The 16,729-nt window shown below is 72.0% G+C and carries 16 protein-coding genes; 5 read left to right on the top strand and 11 right to left on the bottom strand.

Annotated elements, in window-relative coordinates:
- Positions 1-188: 188 nt before the first annotated feature.
- Positions 189-1,652, bottom strand: a complete 1,464-nt coding sequence (locus HHX30_RS36210; RefSeq protein WP_169988160.1) for a PAS domain-containing sensor histidine kinase — start codon at positions 1,650-1,652, stop codon at positions 189-191.
- A gap of 661 nt (positions 1,653-2,313) precedes the next feature.
- Between HHX30_RS36210 and HHX30_RS36205 the strand changes: the two genes are divergently transcribed.
- The 3 genes from HHX30_RS36205 to HHX30_RS36195 all read left to right on the top strand — a co-directional run bounded on the left by HHX30_RS36205 (position 2,314) and on the right by HHX30_RS36195 (position 5,722).
- The gene (locus tag HHX30_RS36205) at positions 2,314-3,042 is read left to right on the top strand and encodes a GntR family transcriptional regulator (RefSeq protein WP_079316286.1); all 729 of its coding nucleotides are present in this window, start codon (positions 2,314-2,316) and stop codon (positions 3,040-3,042) included.
- Positions 3,043-3,067: 25 nt separating this feature from the next.
- The gene (bioD, locus tag HHX30_RS36200; RefSeq protein ID WP_169988158.1) at positions 3,068-3,790 is read left to right on the top strand and encodes a dethiobiotin synthase; all 723 of its coding nucleotides are present in this window, start codon (positions 3,068-3,070) and stop codon (positions 3,788-3,790) included.
- A 285-nt stretch (positions 3,791-4,075) separates the two neighbouring features.
- Positions 4,076-5,722 carry an acetolactate synthase gene (locus tag HHX30_RS36195; protein ID WP_169988156.1) on the top strand — a complete coding sequence of 549 codons (1,647 nt, stop codon included), beginning with the start codon at positions 4,076-4,078 and terminating at the stop codon, positions 5,720-5,722.
- 49 nt (positions 5,723-5,771) lie between these two features.
- Here HHX30_RS36195 and HHX30_RS36190 read toward each other — a convergent pair whose 3' ends face one another.
- Positions 5,772-7,493, bottom strand: coding sequence for a serine/threonine-protein kinase (locus HHX30_RS36190; protein WP_169988154.1), 1,722 nt, complete (start codon positions 7,491-7,493; stop codon positions 5,772-5,774).
- Between the two features lie 287 nt (positions 7,494-7,780).
- Here HHX30_RS36190 and HHX30_RS36185 point away from each other — a divergent pair, with 287 nt between their 5' ends.
- On the top strand, positions 7,781-8,158 hold the full coding sequence (locus HHX30_RS36185; protein ID WP_169988152.1) for a thioesterase family protein: 378 nt from the start codon (positions 7,781-7,783) through the stop codon (positions 8,156-8,158).
- A 13-nt stretch (positions 8,159-8,171) separates the two neighbouring features.
- Here HHX30_RS36185 and HHX30_RS36180 read toward each other — a convergent pair whose 3' ends face one another.
- The 8 genes from HHX30_RS36180 to HHX30_RS36145 all read right to left on the bottom strand — a co-directional run bounded on the left by HHX30_RS36180 (position 8,172) and on the right by HHX30_RS36145 (position 15,198).
- Positions 8,172-8,384: a biotin/lipoyl-binding carrier protein gene (locus HHX30_RS36180; protein WP_169988150.1), complete on the bottom strand. Its 213-nt coding sequence runs from the start codon at positions 8,382-8,384 to the stop codon at positions 8,172-8,174.
- A gap of 32 nt (positions 8,385-8,416) precedes the next feature.
- The gene (locus HHX30_RS36175) at positions 8,417-9,751 is read right to left on the bottom strand and encodes an acetyl/propionyl/methylcrotonyl-CoA carboxylase subunit alpha (protein WP_169988148.1); all 1,335 of its coding nucleotides are present in this window, start codon (positions 9,749-9,751) and stop codon (positions 8,417-8,419) included.
- Positions 9,752-9,884: 133 nt separating this feature from the next.
- Positions 9,885-11,174: an HD domain-containing phosphohydrolase gene (locus tag HHX30_RS36170; RefSeq protein WP_311923006.1), complete on the bottom strand. Its 1,290-nt coding sequence runs from the start codon at positions 11,172-11,174 to the stop codon at positions 9,885-9,887.
- Entirely contained in the window at positions 11,171-12,526 is a 1,356-nt protein-coding gene (locus tag HHX30_RS36165) for an HD-GYP domain-containing protein (protein WP_169988146.1), read from the bottom strand. The genes HHX30_RS36170 and HHX30_RS36165 overlap by 4 nt, the downstream gene beginning before the upstream one ends.
- A 298-nt stretch (positions 12,527-12,824) precedes the next feature.
- Complete coding sequence (locus HHX30_RS36160) at positions 12,825-13,319, bottom strand: hypothetical protein (RefSeq protein WP_169988144.1); 495 nt, start codon at positions 13,317-13,319, stop codon at positions 12,825-12,827.
- 41 nt (positions 13,320-13,360) lie between these two features.
- Complete coding sequence (locus tag HHX30_RS36155; RefSeq protein WP_169988142.1) at positions 13,361-14,278, bottom strand: NAD-dependent epimerase/dehydratase family protein; 918 nt, start codon at positions 14,276-14,278, stop codon at positions 13,361-13,363.
- Between the two features lie 84 nt (positions 14,279-14,362).
- Positions 14,363-14,629, bottom strand: coding sequence for a mycothiol system anti-sigma-R factor (gene rsrA, locus HHX30_RS36150; protein ID WP_169988140.1), 267 nt, complete (start codon positions 14,627-14,629; stop codon positions 14,363-14,365).
- Complete coding sequence (locus tag HHX30_RS36145; RefSeq protein ID WP_249350825.1) at positions 14,626-15,198, bottom strand: sigma-70 family RNA polymerase sigma factor; 573 nt, start codon at positions 15,196-15,198, stop codon at positions 14,626-14,628. The genes rsrA and HHX30_RS36145 overlap by 4 nt, the downstream gene beginning before the upstream one ends.
- A gap of 318 nt (positions 15,199-15,516) precedes the next feature.
- Between HHX30_RS36145 and HHX30_RS36140 the strand changes: the two genes are divergently transcribed.
- Positions 15,517-16,257, top strand: a complete 741-nt coding sequence (locus tag HHX30_RS36140) for a methyltransferase domain-containing protein (RefSeq protein ID WP_169988136.1) — start codon at positions 15,517-15,519, stop codon at positions 16,255-16,257.
- A gap of 30 nt (positions 16,258-16,287) precedes the next feature.
- On the opposite strand, the gene HHX30_RS36135 is transcribed toward HHX30_RS36140, so the two are convergent.
- Positions 16,288-16,620: a TraR/DksA family transcriptional regulator gene (locus HHX30_RS36135; RefSeq protein WP_169988134.1), complete on the bottom strand. Its 333-nt coding sequence runs from the start codon at positions 16,618-16,620 to the stop codon at positions 16,288-16,290.
- Positions 16,621-16,729: the final 109 nt, after the last annotated feature.

Raw genomic sequence — 16,729 nt, 5'->3', positions numbered from 1 at the left:
GCCGGCCATGGCATTCACCGAATCGCGGGGCACCTGGCCCCGGCCGGGACGGCCGAGGAGCCTCCCGCCCATAGGGCCGTCTGTCCACCAAAACATCGCGTCCACTATGGCATCCCCCACAACGGTCCCGCACAGCGGGTCCCCTGTGGCGCCTCCCGCGTCCCTTGAGGAGAGACGCCGGCGAGAGATCAGCCGGACTGCATCGGGATACTGAGGCTGACCTCGGTGCCCCCGCCCTCTCTCCCCGCGACGCCCAGCCGGCCCGACAGCTCGCCGACGACCAGCGTACGGACGATCTGGAGCCCAAGGCTGCCGGTGGCCTCGAGGTCGAAGTCCTCGGGTAGCCCCCTGCCGTCGTCGGCCACCGCGAACTCCAGCCGGTCGGCGTCTCGGGAGACCACGACCTGCACGTTTCCCGAGCAGTGGGCGAACCCGTGCTCGACCGCGTTCTGCAGCAGCTCGGTGAGCACCATGGCGATGGGGGTCGCGACCGCGGCGGGCAGCACGCCGAAGCTGCCGACCCGCTTGATCGTCACCTGCGCGACCGCCACCTCCGCCGTCATCGCGATGACCCGGTCGGCGATGTCGTCGAACTCGACCATCTCCTCCGGCATCTGGGCGAGGATCTCGTGGACGATCGCGATCGAGCCGACCCGCCGTACGGCCTCGTTCAGCGCCTCCTGGCCCTCGGGGTTGTTGAGCCGCCGCGCCTGAAGCCGCAGCAGCGCGGCCACGGTCTGCAGGTTGTTCTTGACCCGGTGGTGGATCTCGCGGATCGTCGCGTCCTTGGTGAGCAGTTCCCGCTCGCGCCGACGCAGCTCGGTCACGTCGCGAATCAGCACCAGCGCCCCGATGCGGCCGCCGCCGACGATCAGTGGGATCGCCCGTAGCTGCACGACCGTGCCGCCGTTCTCCACCTCGGTCTCCCGCGGGGCCCGGCCGCTGGCGACGACCATCAGATCCTCGTTGATCGGCTCGTCGGAGTAGCACAGGTCGGCGGTCGTCTTCCCCAGGTCCGCCCCCACCAGGTCGGCGTGCAGGCCGAGCCTGCGGTAGGCCGACAGCGCGTTGGGCGAGGCGTAGGTGACCCGCCCGGCCTTGTCCAGGCGGAGCAGGCCGTCGCCCACCCGGGGCGACCTGACCAGGATCGGCTCCTCCTCCGCGAAGGGAAACCTTCCGTCGGCCACCATCTGCGCCAGGTCGGACGCGCTCTGCAGATAGGTCAGCTCCAGCCGGGACGGAGTCCGCGCCGACGACAGGTTGGTCGAGCGCTGGATGACCCCGATGATCGGGCCGTCCTTGCCCCGCCGCACCGGGATCGTCTCCTCGCGCACCGGCACGCCGCTGGACCAGTCGGGGTCGCCCTCCCTGCAGATGCGGTGCTCGCTCCAGGCCACGTCGATCAGGGGCCGCTCCCCGGCCTCGACCGACATGCCCACGACGTCGTCGTGGTAGACGGTCGGACCGGTCGTCGGCCGCATCTGGGCCACCGCCACCCACCTCGTGCCGCCCTGGTCGGGAACCCACAGGATGAGGTCCGCGAACGACAGGTCGGCGAGCAACTGCCAGTCCGAGACCAGCGAGTGGATCCAGTCGACGTCGGCGGAATCGAGCGCGGTGTGGCGCGACACGAGGTCGCTGAGAGTCGGCACGAGTGCATGATGCGCCGCCGTCCGGGTCGAAAGCGAATCGACCATCGCGACCTGGCAAGATGCACCTCATGACAGGGTCGACGGACAGAGTTCGCGCGGCCGCCGCCGAGCGTGGGGCGGCGGGCCTCGCCGGGTGTGGGGAGAGTGTGAGAACCGTCACGTTGCCGAGGTCGCCGGGCGCTCAGGGCGGCGCCGTCCCGGGCGCCCCCGAGTTGATCGGCACACTCCCCGACACGGCCCGGTCGTTCACCCTCGGCACCGGCCGCGCCCCGGCCCGTGCCGGTGTCGCCCCCGATGTCCTGGATGTCCTAGATGTCCCGGAAATCACCGCTGACCTGCCCGGACGTGCGCTGCAGCGGACTCGGGAGCCGGCCGCCGCGGCCCGTGAACCCGGGCTGGAGACGACCGATCCGCCGGCCGCCGTGGGAGCGGTCGTGCCCGGCCCGCCCCCGCTCGCACCCGGAGTGGGAGCCCTGCGTGCGGACCGGGGCGTCCGCATGGGATGCTTCCGCCCACCATCGGTGCCTCGGGGCCGGTCCTGTCCGCGGTTGACCGCGGGGGCCGATCTGAGGTCCGATGATCTCGCGGTGGTCCGGGGTGCGCTCACCGCTGTGGCCGAGTTGACGATGTTGCCTGAGTTGGGCGAGTTGAGGGTGGACAGGTGACGGAGCACAGCGAGGACTCTCCCCGGGTTCCGAAGTACTACGACGTGAAGCGCAGTCTCCTGGAGCTCACCAAGAGCCTGCCCGCGGGCAGCGCGCTCCCGCCCGAGCGCACCCTGGCCGTACGGTTCGAGACCTCCCGGACGACGGTCCGGCAGGCGCTGTCGGAGCTGGTGGTCGAGGGGAGGCTGCTGCGCATCCAGGGCAAGGGCACCTTCGTCGCCCAGCCCAAGGTCGCCCAGGTCCTCCAGCTCACCTCGTACACGGGTGACCTGCGCACGGTCGGCCTGGAGCCGGACACCAAGATCCTCGACATCAGCTACATCACTGCCGACGAGGCGCTCGGACGGCGGCTGGCCATCAACCCCGGCGGCAGGGTCCTGCGGATCCACCGCCTGCGCCTGGCCAACGGCGAGCCGATGTCGATCGACACCACGCACCTGTCCGCCCGGCGGTTCCCGCGCCTGCGGCGCGAGCTGGAGGTGCACTCGTCGCTGTACGAGACCCTGCACAACGCCTACAACGTACGGCTGACCGACGCCGAGGAGGTCATCGAGACCGTGCTCGCCACGCCGTACGACGCGCAGGTGCTGGGGGTGGACGTCGGCCTGCCCATGCTGCTGCTGACCCGGCACGCCTTCGACGCCGACGGCAACCCCGTCGAGTACGCCCAGTCGCTCTACCGCGGCGACCGCTACAAGTTCGTCACCCGCCTCCGCCGCCCGTAAGCAGGAAGGCTCTACCCTCCCGGGCATGAGTGTTCTCATCGTGACCGGGACGGACACCGGGGTCGGCAAGACGGTGGTGACGGCGGCGCTCGCCGTGCTGGCCGGGGAGCGAGGCGCGACGGTCGCGGTGGTGAAGCCGGCCCAAACCGGGGTGGCGGCCGGGGAGCCCGGGGACCTCGACGAGGTGATCCGCCTGTCGGGGGTGACGACGACCTTCGAGATGACGCGCTATCCCGACCCGCTCTCCCCCGCCGCGGCGGCCCGCGCCCGCGGCCTGCCGACGGTGTCGCTCACGTCGGCGGCGGCCCGGATCGAGGAGCTGGCCGAGTCGCACCGGCTGGTGCTCGTCGAGGGCGCAGGGGGCCTGCTGGTCCGCTACGACGAGGAGGGCGGCACACTCGCGGACCTGGCGCGGCGGCTGCACGCCCCCGTCCTCGTGGTGGCGCGCGCCGCGCTGGGCACGCTCAACCACACGGCGCTGACGCTCGAAGCCATGGCGGGCAGGGGCCTCGACCTGGCGGGCGTGGTGATCGGGTCCTGGCCGGCCGATCCGGGGCTCGCCGAGCGGTCGAACGTCGCCGACCTGGAGATACTCGCCGCTCGGCCCTTGTCAGGCGCGATGCCGGAGGGCGCGGGCGCGCTCGGCCGGGAGGCGTTCGCCCGCGCCGCCCGCGCCGGACTGGCTCCCGCGCTCGGCGGCATGTTCGACCCGGCCAGATTCCGCTCGACCCTCAAGCTGCCCCTGTGACGGGAAGGGCCGCGTGAAGACCGACATCCTGGAGAGTGGGCCGCGCGCCGGAGCGCGACCTGGAGCTGCTCACCGACCTCAAGATGCCCGTCAAGGCGCTCTCCCAGACCCTCTGAAGACCGCCGGCGGGCGCTCGGGCGGCGGGCGGCTGGAATCCCAGGCCCTGCGAGCGGAGTAGCCGGGGCCGCATCGGGCATCAGCGGAGGTGACCGACGTTCTCCTGAGGCTGGAGGGCATTGGCCATCCATCTGTTCCCATATGTGACCGACTGGTAGGTTTCACGGTATGGAGTCCCCCAAACACGCAGGCGACATCGCGGTCGCCGTCTCCCAGGCCTACGGCGTGGACACCATGTTCACGCTGTCCGGCGGGCACGTCTTCCCCCTGTACGACGGGGCCGTCCACCAGAACATGCGCATCATGGACGTGCGCCACGAGCAGAGCGCGGTGTTCGCGGCCGAGGCGACCGCCCGGCTGACCCGCAAGCCCGGCCTCGCCGTGCTCACCGCCGGCCCCGGCGTCACCAACGGCGTCTCGGGGGTCGCCACCGCCCACTTCAACGGCTCACCGCTCGTCGTGCTGGGCGGGCGCGCCCCGCGCTCGCGCTGGGGCTCGGGGGCCCTGCAGGAGATGGACCATCCGCCGCTGTTCGAGCCCATCACCAAGCTCGCCTTCACCGGGTCGGGCGCGGACTCCATCGGGCAGGACGTCGAGATGGCGTTCCGGACCGCTCTGGCCCCGCACCGCGGCCCGGTGTTCCTGGACTTCCACATGGACGACCTGTTCTCCCCGTCGCCCGAGTACGTCTCGGAGACGCTGACCCCGTCGCCGCTGGAGCCCGACCCCGAGTCCCTCGCCGGCATCGCGCGGCTGCTCGCCGAGGCCGAGCGCCCGATGCTCGTGCTCGGCTCGGACGTGTGGATGGAGCGCGCCGAGGAGGCGGCACGGGACTTCGCCGAGGAGTGGCGGCTGCCCGTCGTGCCGAACGGGCAGGGCCGGGGCATCCTGCCCGCCGGGCACGACCTGCTCGTCACCCGCGCCCGGGGCGTCGCCTTCGGCCAGGCCGACCTCGTCATCGTGGTCGGCACCCCGCTCGACTTCCGGCTCGCGTACGGCTGGTTCGGCGGCAAGGAGGGCGCGCCTCTCGCCAGGGTCGTCCACATCGCCGACGCGCCCTCCCAGCTCGCCACGCACACCGGCCTGTCCGGCTCGGCCGCCGGTGACCTGTCGGTCATCTTCTGGGGCCTGTCGGCGGCCTGCGGGGCCGCCGGGGTGAACCCCAAGGCGTACGAGCCGTGGGTGAGCAGGCTGGGCGAGACCGCGGCGGCGGCGATCGCCGAGGACGCGGCCCTGCTGGAGTCGGACGCCGACCCGATCCACCCGATGCGCATCTACGGCGAGCTGAACAAGGTGCTCGCCGACGACGCGGTCGTCATCGGCGACGGCGGCGACTTCGTCTCCTACGCCGGCAAGTACGTCGAGCCGAGGCGGCCGGGCAACTGGCTCGACCCCGGCCCGTACGGCTGCCTCGGCACCGGGCTCGGCTACTCCATCGCGGCCCGGCTGGCGAGGCCGTCCTCGCAGGTCGTGCTGCTGCTCGGCGACGGCGCGGCGGGCTTTTCGCTGATGGACGTCGACACGCTGGTCCGCCACCGCCTGCCGGTCGTCATGATCTGCGGCAACAACGGCATGTGGGGCCTGGAGAAGCACCCCATGCAGATGCTGTACGGCTACGACGTGGCGGCCGAGCTCCAGCCGCAGTGCCGCTACGACCAGGTGGTCACCGCGCTCGGCGGCGGCGGGGAGCTCGTCACGTCGCCGGCCGAGATCGGGCCGGCGCTGCGCCGCGCGTTCGACTCCGGCGTGCCCTACCTGGTGAACATCGCCACGGACCCGGCGATCGCCTACCCGCGCAACACCACAGGAGTGTGACCCGCGCAGGGGCCCCGCGTGGTCGCGCGGGGCTCCGCTCCTCCGGGATTCAGTTCGCCACGGGCGTGCGGGTCGTCGCCGGGCTCGGCGACGGGCTGGGCGAGGGGGACGGGCACGTCCTCTTCACGGTGAAAGTGACCGTCGTGCCCTCCTTCACCAGCGTGTTCGCCGCCGGCTTCTGGCTGACGACCAGCCCCTTGCACTCCTCCGCGCCCTCGTAGGCGGCCTTCGGGATGAGACCCAGCATGTTGAGCCGCGCGTTCGCGGAGCTCTCCGGCAGGTTCTTCAGCTGCGGCACCTTGACCATGCCCTCGGTCGGGCTCGGCGAGGGCGTCGGGGAGGCGGAGCGGCTCGGCGAGGCGCTGGGAGTCGGGCTCGGCGAAGGGCTCGGCTTCCTCCTGGACGGGCTGGGCCGCGACACCGGCACCTCCTGCGTGGGCCTCGCGGAGGGCCGTGTGGCGGTCCGCGCCGGCGACGGGGCCGGCGGGTCGGTGGTGGCCACGGTCAGGGACGGTGCGGGCGACACGGGGGCCGTGGGCCCCGCCGATGCCATGTTGATGCCCAGCACGGCCAGGCCTCCGACGACGGCGAACCCCGCCACCCCGGCCGCGACGGGCATCCCCTTGCCCCTCCTGGACCGCTGCGCGGCGCGCCGGGCCGTACGTGTGCCCTGCTGCGGCGTGGCGACGGTCGTCGGCGGGACGGCCGGTACGTCGTTCCAGGACTCGCGGGTGACCCGGTAGGTGTGGCCGGTGGCCGGGATGGGCTCCGGCCCGATCGGGTGGGGGTGGGCCTCGGTGGCCGCCCCCACGGGAGGCGGTGTGACCCCCATGCCCGTGGTGGCCGGGGCCGCGGGCAGGCCGGGCAGGCCCTGTGGGCCGTACGCCGCTCCGGCCGGGCCCTGCGGGCCGTAGGCGGGCGCCGCGTCCGCCGCGGCCCCCGGAGACAGCACCGACTGCCGGGCCGCGTGGCTCATCGCGGCGGCGGACGGCCAGCGGAGCGCCGGGTCCTTCGACATGGCCCGCTCGACGATGGCCCGGATGGCGGGCGGCACGTGCGGGGGCAGCGGCGGCGGCTCCTCCCGGATGTGCTTGAGCGCGATCGTCACCGGCGAGTCGCCGTCGAAGGGACGCTGCCCGGCCAGGCACTCGTACGCCACGACGCCCAGCGCGTAGATGTCGACGGCGGGGGTGACCGGAGCGCCCTCGGCCTGCTCCGGCGCGCAGTACGCCGCGGTGCCGAGCACCATCCCGGCGTCGGTGAGACGGGTCCCCTGGTCGGCGCGGGCGATGCCGAAGTCGGTGAGCACCAGCGTGCCGTCGGAACGCACCAGCAGGTTGCCCGGTTTGACGTCGCGGTGCACGATGCCCCGCTCGTGCACGGCCTGGAGGGCGGACGCGGCCTGCGCGATCAGCTCCATCGCGGGCTCGGCACCGATGCGGCCGAGGCGGGTCAGCAGACGGTCGAGGGGCTCGCCGTCGACGAACCGCATGACCAGGTACGCGGTGGAGCCGTCGCCGGGGACCTCGGTGACCCCGTAGTCGTAGACGTCGACGACCCCGGGGTGGTTGACGGTCGCCATCGCCCGGGCCTCGCCCTGGAAGCGGACGGCGAATCCGGGGTCGTCGAGGCGACCGGGGAGAAGCACCTTGACGGCGACGGTGCGCGCGAGGACGGTGTCCTCGCCGCGCCATACCTCGCCCATGCCCCCGGCGCCGAGCCGGGCGTCCAAGCGGTAGCGCCCAGCCAGGGTCGTGCCTTGGGCCACCATTTGCGCCCCGTACCCCCTAAGTCACTCGACCCCCGAAGGTGTCCAACAAAGCAGGTTCGTGTCGCGGGTAGATAACGACAGGATCACGGAACCCTGTACGCGTACGGGATCCAGGCTCGGGGGTCGGAAGTCGAGCCTACCTGTGCATCACCCTAACCGCTGCCCGCCTCCGCCGCCCGGAAAGCATCGCGGAGTCCCCGCCGCCGATTAAGACGCTTCCCCGCCCCGTTTAGTTGCCTGCGTTCTCCGCGGGCACCGGGAAATCACGACCCAATAGGCTGGCCCGCATGAGTCTTGCTCCAGGTCTGCGCGCCGAGGTCCTCATCATGGTGGAGCGCGAGGACACGGCGATCCGGGTCGGCAGCGGCGACGTGCCGGTGCTGGGCACGCCGCGGCTGCTGTCGTTCGCCGAGGGGGCCACGGTCAAAGCCGTCCAGCAGCACCTGGAGCCCGGGCAGACCACGGTGGGGACCAGGGTGCTGCTCGAGCACCGGCTGCCCAGCCCCGTCGGGATGCACGTCGAGATCGGCGCGGAGCTCACGGAGGTGGACGGCAGGCGGCTCGTCTTCTCCGTCAGGGCCGTCGACAAGACCGGCGCCCTGGTCGCCACGGGCACGATCGAGCGGGTCGTCGTCGACCGGGAGCGGTTCCTGTCCCGCCTCTGAACCCCCTCGGGTCCTACTCGATGACGGCGATGAGGTCTCCCTCCTGGACGACGTCGCCCTCCTTCACCTGGAGCTTGGCGATGGTCCCGGCGTCCTCGGCGAGGACCGGGATCTCCATCTTCATCGACTCCAGGATCACGAGCGTGTCGCCCTCCTCGACGACCTCGCCCTCGCTCACAACGATCTTCCAAACGTTCGCCACCATCTCGGCGCGCACCTCGGCCACCCGGGAACTCCCCTCAACGTGAATTCAGCAGATCAGGCTTTTCTCATCCGGGAGACCAGCCCGGTGTCGTAGTCCCCGCTCACGAACTCGGGATGGTCCAGCAACTCGGCGCAGAACGGCAGGTTGTGCTTCGGGCCCTCGATCCGGAACCCGGCGACGGCCTCCCGGCCCCGCTCCAGTGCCTCCTCGCGGGTGGCGCCGGTGACACAGAGCTTGGCCATCAGCGGGTCGTAGAACGGCGTGACGGTGTTGCCCGCCGTGTATCCCGAATCGATGCGCACCCCCTCGCCGACCGGCTCCTCCCACACCCCGATCTTGCCAGGCCCGGGGAGGAACCTGCGGGGGTCCTCGGCGTAGACGCGGAACTCGATGGCGTGGCCGCTCACCCGCGGCTCGACGGAGTAGACCTCCCCGGCGGCGACGCGGATCTGGTGCTCGACGAGGTCGAGGCCGGTGACCAGCTCGGTGACGGGGTGCTCCACCTGGAGGCGGGTGTTCATCTCCAGGAAGACGAAGTCCTGGGCGTCGGCGTCGACGAGGCACTCCACCGTGCCCGCGCCGCGGTAGGCAACGGCCTCTCCGGCCCGTACGGCCGCCGCCAGCATCCGCTCGCGCAGCTCCGGGGTCACGCCCGGGGACGGGCTCTCCTCCACGACCTTCTGGTGACGCCGCTGCACCGAGCAGTCCCGTTCGCCCAGGGCGACCACGGTGCCGTCGGCGAGGCCCAGGATCTGCACCTCGACGTGCCTGGCCCGCTCGATGTAGCGCTCGAGCAGGATGGCCGGCTCGCCGCCGAAACGGGCGGCCGCCCGGCAGGCCTGCTCGAACGCCTTGGCCAGCGACGCGTCGTCGCGCGCCACGCCCATGCCGATGCCGCCGCCCCCGCCGGCCGCCTTCACCATCACCGGGTACCCGATCTCCCGGGCGGCCCGCTCGGCCTGCGCGAGGCCGGACACCGGCTCCCTGGTCCCGGCGGCGACCGGCACGCCCGCCGCCTCCATCAGGTTGCGGGCGTTGATCTTGTCGCCCATCTGCTCGATGGCCTTGGGGTCCGGGCCGATCCAGACGAGGCCGGCGTCGATCACCGCGCGGGCGAACGCCGCGTTCTCGGCGAGGAACCCGTACCCGGGATGGACCGCCCGCGCTCCCGTCGTACGGGCGGCCTGGAGGACCTTGTCGATGTCGAGGTAGCTCTGGGCCGGGTTCGCGGGGCCGAGGAGCACGGCGTCGTCGGCCTCACGCGCGAACGGCAGGTCGGCGTCCGCCTCGGAGTGGACCGCGACCGCGCGCAGGCCCATGCCCCGCACCGTACGGGTGATCCGCCGGGCTATTTCGCCACGGTTGGCGACGAGAACTGAGTCGAACACGGAGCCAACTCTAGGGTGACCCGCCGCTCCGTCCCTCCGACCCTTCCGACTGAACGTGGGGGCCGATTCTGTAGGGTCGCCACAACATCAGTGGCGTCGGCGCGGCGGTGAACGCGCTCCGATGCTATGTCTGCTACAAGCGCGTGACGAGCACGCGCCGGTCGACGACGCGCGCCATCGCCTCCACCACTCCGGGGTCGTAGGCCGAGCCGCCGTCGAGGCGCAGCCGCTCCAGCGCCGCCGCCGCCCGGTCCCTGTCGGTCGAGCCGCCCACGAGGTCGTCGTAGGCGTTGGCGGCCTTGATGATGCGGCTGGCCATCGGCGGGGCCTCGCCAAGCGTGTCGCACTGCCGCCGGACGATCTCCGCGACACCGTGGAGGACGCCGGTCTTCCTGATCACCTCGGCGCCCAGCTCGGCGATCCGCCGCGCCTGCGCCGGGTCGGCGAGCACGGTCGCGCCGCCGGGGATCGGGTCGCGCAGCGAGAGCTGGCCGATGTCGTGCATGAGCGCGGCGTACTCCAACTCCAGCAGCTGCGGCTCCGCCATGCCCAGCTCCCGGCCGATGGCGACCGACAACTGGCTGACGCGGCGCGAGTGGCCCGGCTCGACGTACCCGCCGACCTCGGTGACCCGGCTCAGCGCGCGCACGGTCTGCAGATAGGTCGCCCGGATGCCGGCGTACTTGCGGAAGGCCACCTGCGTGACGAGCAACGGCGCGGCGAACGCGGGCAGCGCGGTCATGTCCATGCTGTGCGAGGCGAGCGCGAGCAGGATGCCCGACGCCCCGACGGCGGCGCCGAGCGGCGCGGCCATCCTGATCTCGTCCCGTACGGCGACGCCGAACGCGGTCTTGACCTGGTCGGCCCGGTGCATGGCCGCGATCACCACGTCGGCCGCGAGCATGACCGTGACGAGCACCGCCATCACGCCGAGCGCGGGCCACCAGTTGCCGTTCCGGTCGCCCGTGTCCCGCGCGAGCTCCCCCAGCGGGCCGGTGAGCGGCCGGTAGGCGAAGGCGAGCAGCGACCCGGCGAGCAGCCTCCGGGCCATCGCGTCGAGACGCGGCGGCCGGCCGACCGCCAGATGCGGCAGCCCTCCCGCGATCATGCCGACCGACATCACCGCCACGACCTGCAGGGCCGAGTGGTCCGCCGGCCGTCCGCCCACGTCGAGCAGGAGGGCGTACCCGAGCGAGGCGGCGGTGGAGATCGGGGCGACCTCGCGGTTGCCGGGCATCGTGAGCCGGGCCAGTTCCCCGGCGGCGATGAGCGCGCCGAAGCCGATGGCGACCCGCGGGTCGGTCAGCCCCTGGGCCGTGGTGTGGGCGATCCCCGCCACGGTCAGCATCCCGGCGGCGCAGATGAGCAGGAGCTGGCCCGAGTCGAGCCCCACCGGCCTGGCCGTCAGCCGACGCTCCCTCACCGCTCCGACACCACCTGGATGGGCGTGGTGGGGTCGTCGTGGTCCTTGACCGTGGTCTCCACGGCGGGGTCGTCGGGCGGGACCTGCACCGGCTGGGCGAGGTGCCAGCCGTGCCGGTCGAGCGCTTTGACGAACGCGCAGACCATGTCGGGGTCGAACTGCGTGCCCGCGTTCTTGCGGAGCTCGGCCACCGCGAACTCGATCGGCTTGGCCTTGCGGTAGGACCGGTCGGAGGTCATGGAGTCGAACGCGTCGGCCACCGCGATGATCCTCGCGAACTCGGGGATCTCCGCCCCGGCCAGCCCCATCGGGTAGCCCTTCCCGTCGTGCCGTTCGTGGTGGTGCATGATCCCGGCGAACGCCTCGTCGAGGAAGTCGATGCCCCGCACGATCTCCAGTCCGCGCATCGGATGGAGCTGGATCGCGGCGTACTCCTCCTCGGTCAGGCGGCCGTCCTTCTGCAGCACCTTCGTCGGCACGCCGAGTTTGCCGACGTCGTGGAGCATCCCGGCGTATCGGATCGCGCGCATCCGCTCGGTGCCCATCCCGATCTCCTCGGCGATCATGGACGACGCCGCGGAGACCCGGGTGCAGTGCCCGCGCGTGTAGTAGTCCTTCGTCTCAACCGCCTGGCACAACGCCGCGATGGTCGCGTCGTACGCGCGCTGCTCGGCGTGGTAGTGCCCGAGCGCCCACCGGGCCACGAACAGCGGCAGCAGCACCAGCACGGCCGAGATCGACTGCACCGTCGACCACAGGGCCGCGATCAGCAGGCCGAAGGTGGCGAAGCCGATGTAGGAGCTCAGGAACTGCACCATCGCGCGGAGCGAGACCTGGTCTCTGTTCACCTCAGACGCCAGGCGCAGGATGACCGCCGTCAGCGCGAAGTTGACCGCCACGAAGACCCCCGTGGCCGCGGCGTACGGCACGAGCACGCCCGGGAAGTCGGCCGGTGCGGGCAGCCCGACCCGGCCTCCCGCGCTCTCGTAGGCCCACCCCGCGGCGTATCCGCACAGGGCGTACTGCGCGCCGTTGAACAGCCGCTTCACCATCGGCAGGCCGGGGCGTACGCTCACGACCGCGGCCAGCCCGACCAGGGCCGCGCCCTCCGGGCCGACGAGCACCACGGCGGCCAGCGCGGCGGAGAAGCTCACCGACACCGCGACGTGCGGCACGTTGAGCAGCGTCGGCACCGACTCGCAGAGCAGGAAGAGCAGCGCCAGGACGAGGAGCGCCGACCAGTCCTCCGGCGCGAGCCCGCGATGCACGAGGAGACCTCGCGTGATCACGAGTCCGGCGGTTCCGACGAGTGCGACGAAGTAGACCCTGGCGGGCCACGGCAGTTCCCGCATTGCGCCACCTTGAATGCGGATCGGACCCGTGAGCCGGCCCTGCCGGACCGGCCCACGGGCAGTGACTACGTCCAGGAGATCCCCGGGGTGCCGGCCGCGAGACCGGCCAAAGCGACCACCGGAGTGAGCAGCGCCAGCGCCACTATCAGCCTGACGACGGTCTTCCCTAGCATTGCGCCGCCTCCACGTCGATGTCGGATTCAGGCTACAGAAGGGCCGACGGCCGGTCCGGGATGTCGCGACCATCGCAGCCAAACCGTAACCAAGCCATCACACCGCGTGCAATTGCACCGGTTTGTCAGCGCCTTTTCATGGCGTGCCTTCTCCCGGCGCGAGCCGGGCAGTCAGCCGTCGTACGGCCCGGGGTGACCGCCACGTCCCCTCCCGATAGGCGGCGGTCAGGGCCTCCCCGACGTACGAGCGGGTCCGGACCGTGCCGTTCGTCGTCGCGACGCGAGGGTTCACCAGAGGTCACCGGCAGGTACGCGAGGTCGCGCGCCATCACCGCCACCTGGTCCGTCAGCGTGCGCGACCCGGCCAGCCGTTCGCCGCCCGGATCCGTGTTGCTCCCGGGGTAGGCGCAGATCAGCGCCCGGACCGGCGAGCCGGGCACCAGCGACTCGCCGGCGCCGTCCACATCAGCGGCGGCCGGCACCCAGCCGCCGACGCCCTCTCCGCCCCAGCGCCGCGGGCACGCGTCCGGCACCGCTTCCGGCCCGGTCGAGCACCCGGCCGGTACGGCTGTCGCGCACACGGCGAGGGCGACGACGAGGGCGGTCGAACGCAGACGCATCACACCGCTGAGACGTCCGCCCCGGTCGTCGGGTTCACAGGTCAGACAAGCGCTTGGCGGGCCCACTCGACGGTGGCCTTGAGACCGGTGGGCAGGTCGTGCCGGGGGCGCCAGCCGAGGGCCTCGAACGCGGGAGCGGGGTCGACGGCCATCGCGGGGAGATCGCCCATGCGCGGCGGCTCGAAGCGCGGCTGGTCGGGTGCTCCGGCCGCCGCGGCGACCAGGGTGTGCAGCTCACGGTCGGTGGTCTGCACGCCGGTGCCCAGGTTGAAGCGGCGGCCGTCGCCGTGCGGCCCGCAGGCGCGGGCGAAGCCGTCCACCACGTCCTCGACGAAGACGTAGTCGCGCGTCTGGGAGCCGTCGCCGTAGACGACCGTGGGCTTCCGCGCCAGCAGGGCGTCGGTGAAGATGGCGACCACCCCGGCCTCACCCTCGGGCGACTGGCGCGGCCCGTAGACGTTCGACAGCACGAGCGTGGTGTATTCGAGCCCGTACAGCGCCCGGTAGGTGGCGAGGTACAGCTCGCCGCCGAGCTTGGAGGCGGCGTACGGCGAGCGGGGATCGGTAGGGGCTTCTCCCGGGACCGGGATCACGGCCGGCCTGCCGTAGACGGCGACGGAGGACGCGTAGACGACCTTGCGGGCCCCGGCGCGGCGGGCGGCCTCCAGCACGTTGACCGTGCCCTCGACGTTGATCCTGGTGTCGGTCAGCGGGTCGGCGACGCTCCTGCGCACGCTGATCTGCGCGGCGAGGTGACAGACGACCTCCGGCCTCCAGCGTTCGGCGAACTCCGCGAGCGCGGGGTCGCGCACGTCCATGGCGTGCAGGGGGGCGTCGGGGTTGCGCACGTGCCCGGACGACAGGTCGTCCACCACCGCGACCTCGTGGCCGTCCGCCAACAGCCGATCGACGAGGGTGGATCCGATGAACCCCGCCCCGCCCGTGACAAGTGCCCGCATGTCCCCGCCCTTCCCGGCCTGTACGGAAGATCCTAACGAGCATTGCCCCGGCGCGGCCCGGTCACGCCTCCCGTGGGCCGCGGGCTATTCCACCATCTCGGCGCGTACCTGCTCGATCCTGCTGAGCACCTTGGCGCGCAGGTCCCGCGGCACGGGGTCGCACCCGCAGTGCTTGGCCACGATCCGCTTGACGGCCTCCTCAAGGCCGTACTCCTCCAGGCAGGGGCCGCACTCGTCGAGGTGCTGCCTGATCTCGGCGATGCGGTCGTTGTCCAGCTCGCCGTCCAGGTAGGTGTACACCCGGTCGAGCACCTCGCTACACGGGGTGTCGTGGTGTTTCCCGCAGCTCATCGCTCCTCCTCGCCAAGCGTCCCGCCGAGACCCGCGCCGCGGGAGTCCGGCCGCACGAGACCGCGTTCGCGCGCGTAGTCCTCGAGCTGGTTGCGCAGCTGCCGGCGGCCCCGGTGGAGGCGCGACATCACGGTCCCGATGGGCGTGCCCATGATCTCGGCGATCTCCTTGTACGGGAAGCCCTCCACGTCCGCCAGATAGACGGCGATGCGGAACTCCTCGGGGAGCGCGGCGAGAGCGTCCTTCACGTCGCTGTCGGGAAGGTGTTCGAGCGCCTCGATCTCGGCCGACTTCAGCCCGCTCGACGTGTGCGACTCCGCGCGCGCGAGCTGCCAGTCCTCGATCTCCTCGGTGCCCGCCTGCTTGGGCTCCCGCTGCTTCTTCCGGTAGCTGTTGATGAACGTGTTGGTGAGGATGCGGTAGAGCCAGGCCTTGAGGTTCGTCCCCTCCTGGAACTGGTGGAAGGAGGCGAACGCCTTGGCGAAGGTCTCTTGGAGGAGATCCTCCGCATCCGCTGCGTTTCGGGTCATCCGGAGTGCGGCCGAATAGAGCTGGTCGAGAAACGGCATCACGTCGCGCTCGAACCGCTCGCTGCGCTGCTCCAGAGTCTCCTCGGCTGTCTTGGAGACCGGACCCACCCCCTTAAGGACACCGTACCCAGCCGAGGATACCGGCCCGGTGAGGTCCAGCCCGTCGAGGCCTTCTGGCAGCACCAACGTCTTCATGCCCAACTGCAACAGGGCGGGCGTAGAGTCTGTTCCCGGTGCAGATTGAGGTGACGAACGACCCGGTGCGGGGAAAAAAGTAAGCACCGGCTTGGTAGCCCGGAAACCGAGTTTCGCTGTCTCACCCCCATACGTGGGGCAGCCAGAGTCCAGGAGCCGCTCGTGCTGCCTATACCGGCCAACGAACTCAACGGCTCGGGCACACTCGGGCCGTACTGGACCTTTTATCACGCGGTCGTCGCCGAGCAGCTGCGCCAGTGGCTGCCCGACCGGCCCTCCCTCCTGCTGGACCTGTCCGGCGGGCGGGGGCGGTGGCCGGTCCAGGCGGCGCGCGCCGGTCATCGGGTGATCGAGGTCATGGACTTCCGCAGACCCGCCGAACCGTGGTTGCGCGACGCCTCCGACCGCATACAGAAGGTGCGCGCCGACGACCTCGGCTTCCTCCCCGAGGGCTGCGTGGACGGCGTGGTCGCCGAGGAGCGCGTGCTGTCGGTCGAGATCATGGCGGAGTCCGTCATCGAGGACGTGGCCCGGGTGCTGCGGCCCGGCGGGCGCGCGCTGCTGTGCGTCGACTCGCTGGTCCTCGGGATGGCGATCCTGGCCGAGCAGAACTACTGGGCGCACCTGTGCCAGACGGGCGAGGTCATGCTCATCCCGTGGCCCGACGGCAGCATCACCCGCTGCTTCACCAGCCAGCAGATACGCGAGCTGATCACCGGCGCCGGCCTGGAGGTGGAGTGGGTGCGCCCGCGCACGGTGCTGTCCCCCTCCACCGTCGACCACGTGCTGAGCACGGAGAGCAAGTCGCTGTCCTGGCTGGTCCGCACCGAACTCGAGACCGAGGCCGACGACGACGACACGGTCGGCATCCACCTGGTGGCCAGCGCGCGCAAGCCCTTGTGACCGCTCTCCCGGTGTTCGGGGACGGCGGACTCAGCGGCGGCGCTCGGTCCGCGACTGGCACTGCACGCAGCGGGCCGCCTCGGGGCGTGCCTCCAGCCTGCCCTCGGGAACGAGGGCGCCGCAGTCGACGCACCGGCCGTAACCGCCGTCGTCCAGCCGCCGCAGCGCGGCCAGCACGGCCGTACGCTGCCGGGACGCGGCGTCGAGCATGGCCCGGGTCCGGTCGGCGTCGGTGAGGTCGGCTCCCGCGTCGGCGAGGGACCTGTCGTGCGCGGCGACCGGATCCCCACGCAGCACGCTGATCGACCGGTCGAGTTCGGCGAGCATGCCTTCCAGGCGCATACGCACGGTCGCGACGTCCACGGATCCGCACCTCCGGGAGTGGGGGAGTCACCCGCCCAGGAGCCCCCGGTCTCCTGGTCGGTCAGCGGCCGATCACCTCACGTGCGGCCGCTTTCCCGAACGGATGCCC

The organism is Microbispora sp. H10836, from assembly GCF_012999525.1.
Classification (GTDB): Bacteria; Actinomycetota; Actinomycetes; order Streptosporangiales; family Streptosporangiaceae; genus Microbispora.
This window is presented reverse-complemented; position numbering and strand designations above follow the sequence as displayed.